Here is a 9,918-nt window from a genome sequence, read left to right as displayed (position 1 = left end):
CTCGTCCGCGGTGGGCGCGGCGTCCCCGTCCCTCCCCGCTGTGCCGCGGGGGCCGCCGGCCGGCTCGCGGTCGACCAGGGTCAGCACCAGCACCGCCGCGACCAGCAGGGCCGCCACCGCCAGCCAGAGCGCCGGCACCAGCCCGTCGACGAACTGCCGCCCGTCGGCGTAGCCGCCGCGAGCGGCGAACACCGAGGCCAGCAGGGCGATGCCGAGCGCGCCGCCGACCTCGCGCAGCGAGTTGGCGACCCCCGACGCGATGCCCTGGTCCGGCACGGGCACCGAGCCCATGATCATCGCGCCGGTGGGTGCGAAGAAGAGCGCCATGCCGACGCCGCTGAGGACGAGGGCCGGAACCAGCGCCGCGTAGGGGGCCGCGGGATCGGCGACCAGGGCGAAGAGGGCGAGTCCCGCGGCCATCAGCAGCATGCCGCCTCCGACGACGGGCCGGCCGCCGACGCGATCGGTGAGGAGTCCTGCCAGCGGGGCCACGACGACCGGCATCGCGGTCCACGGCAGCACGCGGAGCCCGGCCTCCGTCGGGGTGTACCCCTGGACGATCTGGAAGAACTGCGCGAGCAGGAAGATCGAGCCGAACATGCCGAGGAACATCAGCAGACCGGCGGCGTTCAGCGCGCTGAAGGTGCGGGAGCGGAAGAGCCGCATGGGCAGTACCGGGTGGGGTGTGCGGGTCTCCCGGCGGACGAAGGCCGCGAGCAGCACGCCCCCGACGGTGAGCGTCGCCCAGCTGCCGGGCGTGGCCCAGCCGTGCTCGTGACCCCGGACGATCCCGAGGACGAGGCCGAGCACGCCGGCGCCGGCGAGTGCAGTGCCGGCGAGGTCCAGGGGACGGCGGCGGCCGAAGCTCTCGGTGAGGCCGGTGCGGACGAGCGGCAGCAGCAGGAGCCCCACCGGGACGTTGAGCCAGAAGATCCACTGCCAGGAGAGGTGCTCGGTGACGACGCCGCCCACGAGCGGGCCGGCGGCCACCGCCGTGCCGTTGACGGCTCCCCAGACGCCGAAGGCCGTGCCGCGCCGCTCGGCGGGGACCGCTGCGGCGAGCAGGGTGAGGCTGAGCGGGAGCAGCACCGCCGCGCCGACGCCCTGCACGGCGCGGGCAGCGATCAGGGTCCCGGTGTCACCGGCGACGGCGGCCCCGGCCGAGGCGGCGGTGAAGACGAGGAGTCCTGCCGTGAAGACGCGGCGGCGGCCGAGGCGGTCGCCGAGAGCCGCGGCCAGCAGCAGCAGGCAGGCGAACGGCAGGGTGTAGGCGTTGACGATCCATTCCAGGTCGGTGAGGCTGCCGCCGAGGTCGTCCCGGATGACCGGCAGCGCGGTGGTGACGACCAGGTTGTCGAGGGCGGCCATGAAGGTCGCGAGGCCGGTCACCGCGAGGACCCGGACGGGAAGACCGGTGGGGGCGGCGGGTGGCGCTGCTGCCGGGGGCGGGGCGGGGTTCACGGAGTCTCCCTGGGCACGGTCGCCGGCGCACCGGCGACTACTTGTTAGTGATTGATTAATAACTTTCGTGGGCGCACGAGACGGACGCCGTCGGCGCCGCGGGCGACGCCACCCGACACCGCGCCACCGGACGGCGGCGCGGACCGCTCAGCCGGCTTCGGGTGCCTGCCCGCAGGCGACCCAGGCGCGGTGCTCGGTCGGCAGGTTCAGCGCGAGCATCGCGTTGATCAGCATCCCCTGCCCCATGAAGTCCACCGTGCGGTCGCCCTCGGCGCCGAGCCGCAGATGGACGAGGTCCCAGATCTCGCCCCACGCCCGGCGGAGCCGGTCGGCGAACGCGTGGTCCCCGGCCTCCTCGGCGACCCCGGCGGCGGCGTACATCTGCATCTGGAAGAGCAGTTGCTCCCGGTCGGCGGTGAGCAGCGCGTACGCGTCCGCCATCGCACGACCGGCCTCGTCGGGGGGCAGCCCCTCGGAGGCCTCGGCCAGCCGGACGCGGATCTGGTCGCAGCACCGCGCGGCGGCGGCGAGGAAGATGGCCCGCTTGTCGGCGAACAACCGGAACAGGTACGGCTGCGAGACGCCGACACGCCGGGCGATGGCGGCGGTCGAGGTCCCGGCGTAGCCGCCGCGCGCGAACTCCGCGAGGGCGGCGCGCACCACGGCCTCCCGGCGCTCCTCGGCCGACATCCGGCCGCTTCGTTCTGCCATGGCAATGAAGTTATTGATCAATCACTCAATGGTCAACCCCTGCGCCGTGACCGCCCGCACACCACGACGGGCGCGCCCCGCGGCACACCGGTGCCGTGGAGCGCGCCCGTCGCGCTCGGGTCAGGCCAGCCGGACGACGGCGCGGGCCATGCCCAGCACCTTCTGGCCGGCGGAGGTGGCCGTCAGGTCGACGCGCACCGTCCGCGCCTCGTCGTCGAGCTTCACCGCGACTTTGCCCGACACCTCGATCACGGCGCCCTTGTCGTCGTCCGGCACCACGACCGGCTTGGTGAAGCGCACCCCGTACTCGACCACGGCGCCGGGGTCGCCCGTCCAGTCCGTCACCACGCGGATCGCCTCCGCCATGGTGAACATGCCGTGCGCTATCACGTCGGGGAGGCCCACCTCGCGGGCGAACCGCTCGTTCCAGTGGATGGGGTTGAAGTCACCGGAGGCACCCGCGTACCGGACCAGCGCGGCCCGGTCCACCGGGAACTCCCGCGCCGGCAGGACGGTGCCCACCTCGACGTCCGCGTACGCGACACTGGCGGCCATCGCGCTCATCCCTCCTCGGTGGCCCGCGCCACCAGCTTCGTGTACGCGGTCACCACGTGCTCGCCGTCGGCGGCGTGCACATCGCCCCGCACGTCGAGGATGTCGTTGCCGGCCATGCTGCGGACCGCCACGATCGTCGAGGTGACCGTCAGCACGTCCCCGGCGCGAACCGGGCGCGAGTAGACGAACTTCTGGTCGCCGTGCACCACCCGGCTGTAGTCCAGTCCCAGTTCCGGATCCCGTATCACGTCCCCCGCGGCGGAGAAGGTGATGGAGAACACGAAGGTCGGCGGTGCCGGAACATCGGGATGGCCCAGCGCCCGCGCCGCCTCGGGGTCGGTGTAGACGGGATTGTCGTCCCCCACCGCCTCGGCGAACTCGCGGATCTTCTCGCGGGCGACCTCGTACGGCCGACTCGGCGGATAACTGCGTCCGACGTAGGACTGGTCGAGCGCCATGGGCACGAACACCTCCGGGAACGAACGCGAGGCCGCCCCGGAACGGAGCGGCCTCGACGGTCAACAGCTACCGGACGGGACGCGAGGAACCGTCGGGCTGTTCGATGATCTGACGGGACGACGTCCCGCCGCTGCCGACTCGGAGGTGTGACGGGGGACGCCGAGGCGTCCCCGCCGAAACCGGCCGGCCTGGGTCACGAGTTGCGCGTCAGCGCGTCTCGCGGTGCGCCGTGTGCGAGTTGCAGCGCGGGCAGTGCTTCTTCATCTCGAGCCGGTCGGGATTGTTCCGCCGGTTCTTACGGGTGATGTAGTTCCGCTCCTTGCACTCCACGCAGGCCAGCGTGATCTTCGGGCGGACGTCGGTGGCAGCCACGTGAGTGCTCCTTGACGGACGGGACGGTTCAACACAGGGACAGTAGCCGATCGGGGCGTAGAACCCAGCATCGGCTACCGATGAGTAGCGGCGACCGGACTTGAACCGGTGACACAACGATTATGAGCCGTTTGCTCTACCGACTGAGCTACGCCGCCAGGATGCGGAAGACCGCATCACAGAGCCCCAAAACGGAATCGAACCGTTGACCTTCTCCTTACCATGGAGACGCTCTGCCGACTGAGCTATTGGGGCGAGCGAGGAAGAGATTACACGTTCCGCGCCGTAAGACGAAATCCGTAAACCGGGGCCGGTCGCCCCACCTCTCCCAGCGTGCCACAGCGGGCCCGCGCGACCGCCGTGGCACCGGCGTGGCACGGGTGGGAGACCGGTCGGGCGCCGGCCGGATCCGCCCGGCGCCACGGCACCGACGAGTCTCGCGCCGGTGCCGAGCCGGCGGCCCGGCACCGGTCCGTGACGGGCGGGGCGGCGGGGAGCGAAGAGCTCGCCACGGCGCCCGCCACTGCGCCGCCCGGCGGTCTGCTCGTACGACTATTGGGTCGCTGCCGCCGACGTGCGCCCGGGCGGCCGCCCCGGCCCCGTACCCTCGCACCAGCCCGCCCGACCGGCGCCGCGAGGCGGCCGGCCGAGTGCCGCGCCACCCGAGCCGTACCGACCCGCAGGAGCCCGATGCCGCACGACGCCGACACCGGGGGCACCACCGTCCTCGTCCTCTCCGGTCCGCGCCTGGCCGACGGCCGCACGGTGGACGTGAGGGTCAGCGCGGGACTGGTGGAGGCGGTCGGGACCCCCGGCAGCCTCGCGCCGACCGCTGCCGAGGGCACGACCCGGGTCGATCTCTCCGGATACCTGCTGCTGCCGTCCCCGGCCGAGCCGCACGCGCACCACGACTCCGCCCTCACCGCCGAGGTCGCGGGCCCCGCCCCGGGCGACCCGGTCTCCGTCCGCCGCCGGATGACGGAGGCGGCGCTGCTCCAGCTCGGCCACGGGGCGACCGCGCAGCGGACGCACGTCCGGGTGGGGGGCGTCACCGGGCTCTCCGCGCTGGAGGCGGCGCTGGACGCCCGCCGCGCCGGCCTGGCGCCGTTCTGGCTCCGGCTGCGCCCCCGGCATCCCCTCGTCGGCCCCGGCGCCACCGCGCGGCGGGGCGGCCCGGCGCCGCGGGAAGGGGTGCTGGTGGTGGACGCCGAGGACGACTTCACCGCGATGCTGGCCCATGTGCTGCGCGCCACCGGGCGCGAGGTGCGGGTGGTGGGGCCCGAGCAGCTCGCCGACGGCGCCGGGGAGCATCGCGGTCCGGTCGTCCTGGGCCCCGGACCGGGCGACCCCGCCGACCCGGCCGACCCGCGGATCGGCGCGCTGCGGCGGCTCGCGGCCGAGCTGCTCGCCCACCACCGCGGCGGGGTGGTGGGGGTCTGCCTCGGGCACCAGCTGCTGGCGACGGCGCTGGGGCTCCCGGTGCGGCGACTGCCCCGGCCGGCGCAGGGGGTGCAGCGCGAGGTCGAGCTGTTCGGCCGACGCGAGACCGTCGGGTTCTACAACTCGTTCACCGCCCGCTGCGACGACGACGCCGCGGCCGGCCTGGCCGCGCGCTCCGTGGCGGTGGCCCGCGACGCGGACGGCACCGGGGTGCTCGCGCTGCGCGGGCCCGGCTTCGCCGGGGTGCAGTTCCACCCGGAGTCGGTACTGACCCTGGACGGGCCGCGACTGCTCGACGAGGCACTCGCCGCCGCGACCCGGCGGCCCGGCGTACCGGCCGGGTGAGCCCCTGCCGGGCCCGGGGGTTCGGGCAGCGACCGGATGCGGGGGCCCGGCAGCCGTCGCGGCGGGGGCCGCCGCGACGGGCGGTTCAGTCGTCCGTCAGGCCGCGCTCGATCGCGAACCGCACCAGCTCCACCCGGTTGTGCAGCTGGAGCTTCCCGAGCGTGTTCTGCACGTGGTTCTGGACCGTGCGGTGGGAGATCACCAGCCGCTCCGCGATCTGACGGTAGGTGAGTCCCTTGGCCACCAGCCGCAGCACCTCGGTCTCCCGCTCGGTCAGGCGGGGCGCCGCCTCCCGGGCCGGGTCGGGGCGGGTGCCGCCCGACGCCAGCCGCCGGAACTCGCCGAGCACCAGTCCGGCCAGCCCGGGTGTGAACACCGGCTCGCCCGCGGCGGTGCGCCGTACCGCGTCCAGCAGCTCACCGGCGCTGGCCGACTTCACCAGGTAGCCGGTGGCGCCCGCCTTGACCGCCTCCAGAACGTCCTCCTGCTCGCCGCTGGCGGAGAGGACCAGCACCCGGGGTCCGGTCGGGCCCGCGGCGCCCGCCAGGCGGCGGCAGACCTCGGCCCCGGGCAGCCCCGGCAGGTTGAGGTCCAGCACCAGGACCTCGGGCCGGGCGGCCAGCGCGCGCCGCACGGCCTGCGGCCCGTCGCCGGCGGTGGCGACCACGTCGAGTCCGGCGGCGGCGAGGTCCCGGGCGACCGCGTCCCGCCACATCGGGTGGTCGTCGACCACCATCACCCGCAGCGCCGCCCCCGGCGTCCCGTTCGCCCCGTTCGCCCCGTTCTCGTGTGGCGTCGTTTCCGTTCCGCTCATCGCTTCGGCACCTTCAGTTCGACCTCCGTCCCCTGGCCCGCCACCGACTCCCACGTCGCCGTCCCCCCGAGGTCGCGCAACCGGCCGCGGATCGACAGCGACACCCCCATCCTGCCCTCCGCCTCGGCGGCGGCGAGCCTGCCGGGGGCGATGCCGGGGCCGTCGTCGCGCACGGTCACCACGACCGCGTCGGGTTCGTCCTCCAGCAGTATCCAGGCACGGCCCCCGGTGCCGTCCGGGCCACCCGCGTGATGCCACACGTTGTCCAGCGCGGCGCCGACCGCCGCGTCCACCTCCCGGGCGGCGGCTCCCCGTCGGGCGGCGGACCGCCGTGGATCAGTCGGCGCAGCGCCTGCTCCTGCTCGGCCGCCAGCCGACCGAGTTCGACGGCGGCCGGGTCGGCCGCGTCCGCACGGCGGCGGACCATGGTGAGCACCTGGAGCACGCCGTCGTGGATGTCGCGGGCCAGGCGTTCGCGCTCCCGGGTCGCGGCCTCGATCCGCAGCGCACGGGCCAGGGTCCGCTCGCTGGCGCGCGCCACCTCCACGACGTAGCCGATGGCGATGGAGGCCACCCACACCAACAGCACGTTGTGCACCGTGGCACGGCCGAACCCCGCGGTGGCGAGGTTGGCGGCGCCGATGACGGCGGAGGCGACCGCGGCCCAGCGCCACCCGGCCTTGACGGCGAAGGCGAGCACCGATCCCGCGACCCAGATCGAGGGCAGTGTGGGGGTGACCGCGCCCGCGGGGTCGGCGACGGGGCTCAGCAGGATGCCGGCCACGGCGACGGTGAGGTCCCCGGCGAGGAACGCCGGGGTGCAGCGCTCGGCGGTCAGCGTCCGCCGCAGGGTCAGGGCCGTCCACACCACGAGGACCGCGACGTACCCGGCGGCGACGGCCGGACGGCCGCCGTCCGTGTAGTGGCCCCAGGCCAGGGCCAGCAGGGCCACGGCGTACCCGGTGGTGATCACCCGGTACCCCGTCAGGGCCCGCCACAGCGGTCGTTCCACCGATATCGCGGGCTGCTCGGCCTGCTCGGGCACCGCGCCCCTCCCCACCCCGCGCCGCAGCCGGCGCGCTCCGCCCCGTCGGCTCAGGCCGGCGGGGTCTCCCGCTTGCGTTCGGCCCGCTGCTCCTCCAGGCGGTCCTGCTCCGCCCGCTCCCAGGAGCGGCGCTCGGCCTTCTCCGCGCGCTCGACCTCGGCCTGGGCCTTGGCCGCCTCCTCGATCTGGCGCTTGGCGGCGGTGGCGTAGATGTCGACGTACTCCTGGCCGGAGAGCTTCATGATCGCGTACATGACCTCGTCGGTGATGGAGCGCAGGATGAACCGGTCGCCCTCCATCCCCTGGTACCGGGAGAAGTCCAGCGGCTTGCCGAACCGGATGCCGGGACGCAGCAGCTTGGGCATGACCTTGCCGGGCGGCTGGATCTTCTCGGTGTTGATCATCGCGACCGGGATGACCGGCGCGCCGGTGGCCAGGGCGACACGCGCGAGCCCCCCGGGCTTGCCCCGGTACAGCCGGCCGTCGGGCGATCGGGTGCCCTCGGGGTAGATGCCGAACAGCTCGCCGCCCTCCAGCACCTGGATGCCGCTGGCGATGGCCGCCTCTCCGGCACCCCGCGCGCCCGAGCGGTCGACGGGGAGCTGGCCGACGCCCTTGAAGAAGGCGGCCGTCAACCTCCCCTTGACCCCGGGGGTGGTGAAGTACTCCGCCTTGGCGATGAAGGTGACCTTCCGGTCGAGCACCGCCGGGAGGAAGAACGAGTCGGAGAAGGAGAGGTGGTTGCTCGCCAGGATCGCCGGCCCCTCCGAGGGAACGTGCTCCCTGCCCTCCACCCAGGGGCGGAAGGCGACCTTGAGCCCCGCCCCCACGGACATCTTCATCGTGCCGTACAACACCCCGGAAACCTCCTGTGTTCTTCCGGGCACGACCTTACTGGGCTTTGCGCCCGGCGGCGGCGCCCGGACGGCACTCGGACGGCCGGGCGGCCCGTGGGTGGACGCGGGTACGGCCTCTCTGCCGAAGAGGGCGCGAACGTTCTAGGGTGAGTGGGCACCGCCCCGCGCCCCTGCGGGTACCCGGTACCGAACGCCGGACACCACACCCGCTCCGGGCGTCCCGCGGTGCACGTGCCGCCCGGAGCGGACGGCACACCCCGCCGCACCGGCATCGCCCAGGCCACCGAACGGAGCCGCCCCATGCCGCTCGTCCCCGGCACCGAACCCTTCTCCCGCGAGGGCTCGGCCACCGGCATCCTGCTCTGCCACGGGTTCACGGGAAGTCCCGCCTCGCTCCGGCCCTGGGCCGAGCACCTGGCGGACCGGGGCCACACGGTCTCGCTGCCGCTGCTGCCCGGGCACGGCACCCGCTGGCAGGACCTCCAGCGGACCGGCTGGCAGGACTGGTACGCCAGTGTCGACCGGGAGCTGCGGCTGCTGCGCGACCGCTGCACGGAGGTGTTCGTCGCCGGTCTGTCCATGGGCGGCGCGCTGGCGCTGCGGCTCGCCGCGCGCCACGGCGACGCCGTCGCCGGGGTGGTGGTCGTCAACCCGGCGACCACCTTCCCCCGGGTGAAGGGATGGGCGCTGCCGGCCCTGCGCCACGTGGTGCCGAGCACCCGGGGCATCACCGACGACATCGCGCGCGGCGGCGTGGCCGAGGGCGGGTACAACCGGGTCCCGCTGCACGCCGCGAACGCGATGCGGCAGTTCACCCGGCTGCTCCGCGGCGACCTGCCGCAGGTGACCCAGCCGCTGCTGGTGCTGCACAGCCGGGTGGACCACGTGGTGCCGCCCTCGGACTCGGCCGTCGTGCTGGGCGCGGTGTCGTCCACCAACGTCACCGAGGTCGTGCTGGAAGACAGCTACCACGTCGCGACGTTGGACCATGACGCGGAGCGCATCCACCAGGAGACCGATGCGTTCATCGACCGGCTGACGACACGGGAAGGCCGTACGTGACGGAACGTGACAAGGAGCGCGGCGACGGCCGCGATCCGCTCGACGAGGAAGCGGCCTGGGCGCAGATCGTGGCCGGTTACGGCGACACCCCGCCGACCCCCGGGGAGACCGCGGAAGCAGCGGGTTCGCCCGACCAGGGCCGCGGGGACGGGACCGGGGACGGCATCGTCCCCGGGGTGTGGCATCCCGACGCGGTGCCGGACCACGGCGCGGGCCCGACGCGGGGTGGTGCGGAGCGGCCCGACCCGGCGGAGGACCCCGCCGCGACCAACGACGGGCCCGAGGCGCCGGACGGCGGGCCCGGCGACGGCCCCGAGCGCCCGCCCCTCCCGGACGGGGAGGGCGGGGCCGCGGACCGTCCCGCCGGGGAGGACGGCACGGCGCTGCCCGGCGAGGTCAACCGGCTGGACGCGCACGGCCAGTGGGAGGGCCCGGGACCACGGGACTGGGCGCCGGAGGAGGAAGAGGGCGAAGGGCGCTTCGTGCCGCCGGAGCCGCCGCCGCTGCCGGAGACCGACATGATCACCCGCTTCGCGTGGCTCGGCGTCATCGGCGGCCCGGTGCTGCTGGTGGGGTGCGCGATCCTCGGGGTGGAGCTGACGTGGTGGCTCACCACGGCCGGGGTCGGCGGGTTCCTCGGCGGCATGGCCACGCTGGTGCTCGGTATGCGCGACGACCCGGACGACGAGTGGACCGACCCCGGCAGCGGTGCCGTGGTCTGAGCGCGAGGGCGCGTGGGGGCCCCGCGGCGGGGTCGCTCGCGACCCGCGGTGGCCCCCCGCCGGTCAGTCCGCGAC

The 9,918-nt window shown here is 74.7% G+C and carries 9 protein-coding genes, 2 tRNA genes and 2 pseudogenes; 3 read left to right on the top strand and 10 right to left on the bottom strand.

What is annotated here, in order from left to right; genetic code table 11:
* The 7 genes from HCN52_RS17395 to HCN52_RS17365 form a co-directional block, all read right to left on the bottom strand.
* A partial coding sequence (locus HCN52_RS17395) for an MFS transporter (protein WP_376767146.1) occupies positions 1-1,461 on the bottom strand: 1,461 nt, incomplete at its 3' end.
* A gap of 147 nt (positions 1,462-1,608) precedes the next feature.
* Positions 1,609-2,172, bottom strand: a complete 564-nt coding sequence (locus HCN52_RS17390; RefSeq protein ID WP_245175235.1) for a TetR/AcrR family transcriptional regulator — start codon at positions 2,170-2,172, stop codon at positions 1,609-1,611.
* 120 nt (positions 2,173-2,292) lie between these two features.
* Positions 2,293-2,727, bottom strand: a complete 435-nt coding sequence (locus tag HCN52_RS17385; protein ID WP_168089372.1) for a MaoC family dehydratase — start codon at positions 2,725-2,727, stop codon at positions 2,293-2,295.
* Positions 2,728-2,732: 5 nt separating this feature from the next.
* On the bottom strand, positions 2,733-3,185 hold the full coding sequence (locus tag HCN52_RS17380) for a MaoC family dehydratase N-terminal domain-containing protein (protein WP_168089371.1): 453 nt from the start codon (positions 3,183-3,185) through the stop codon (positions 2,733-2,735).
* A 208-nt stretch (positions 3,186-3,393) separates the two neighbouring features.
* Positions 3,394-3,558, bottom strand: a complete 165-nt coding sequence (gene rpmG / locus HCN52_RS25550) for a 50S ribosomal protein L33 (protein WP_103501369.1) — start codon at positions 3,556-3,558, stop codon at positions 3,394-3,396.
* A gap of 85 nt (positions 3,559-3,643) precedes the next feature.
* Positions 3,644-3,716 (bottom strand) — tRNA-Met (locus HCN52_RS17370).
* Positions 3,717-3,740: 24 nt separating this feature from the next.
* A tRNA-Thr gene (locus tag HCN52_RS17365) sits at positions 3,741-3,813 on the bottom strand.
* Between the two features lie 810 nt (positions 3,814-4,623).
* Between HCN52_RS17365 and HCN52_RS17360 the strand changes: the two are divergent.
* Positions 4,624-5,343 (top strand): annotated as a pseudogene (locus HCN52_RS17360) (aminodeoxychorismate/anthranilate synthase component II); the annotation flags it as partial.
* A gap of 85 nt (positions 5,344-5,428) precedes the next feature.
* Here the strand turns inward: HCN52_RS17360 and HCN52_RS17355 are convergent.
* From HCN52_RS17355 to HCN52_RS17345, 3 genes and pseudogenes are all read right to left on the bottom strand, one after another.
* Entirely contained in the window at positions 5,429-6,079 is a 651-nt protein-coding gene (locus HCN52_RS17355) for a response regulator (RefSeq protein ID WP_245175236.1), read from the bottom strand.
* Positions 6,080-6,153: 74 nt separating this feature from the next.
* Positions 6,154-7,202 (bottom strand): annotated as a pseudogene (locus HCN52_RS17350) (DUF5931 domain-containing protein).
* Positions 7,203-7,252: 50 nt separating this feature from the next.
* Positions 7,253-8,044: a lysophospholipid acyltransferase family protein gene (locus tag HCN52_RS17345; RefSeq protein ID WP_167973106.1), complete on the bottom strand. Its 792-nt coding sequence runs from the start codon at positions 8,042-8,044 to the stop codon at positions 7,253-7,255.
* Positions 8,045-8,359: 315 nt separating this feature from the next.
* On the opposite strand from HCN52_RS17345, the gene HCN52_RS17340 reads away from it, so the two are divergent.
* Positions 8,360-9,121 (top strand): alpha/beta hydrolase, encoded by a 762-nt coding sequence (locus HCN52_RS17340; RefSeq protein ID WP_168089368.1) that lies wholly within the window; start codon positions 8,360-8,362, stop codon positions 9,119-9,121.
* Complete coding sequence (locus HCN52_RS17335) at positions 9,118-9,843, top strand: hypothetical protein (RefSeq protein WP_168089367.1); 726 nt, start codon at positions 9,118-9,120, stop codon at positions 9,841-9,843. The genes HCN52_RS17340 and HCN52_RS17335 overlap by 4 nt, the downstream gene beginning before the upstream one ends.
* The last annotated feature ends 75 nt before the right edge of the window (positions 9,844-9,918 follow it).

This window comes from Streptomyces bohaiensis (assembly GCF_012033785.1).
GTDB classification, from domain to species: Bacteria; Actinomycetota; Actinomycetes; order Streptomycetales; family Streptomycetaceae; genus Streptomyces; species Streptomyces bohaiensis.
Note: the sequence above shows the minus strand (reverse complement) of the source record. Positions and strands in the feature narration are given on the sequence as shown.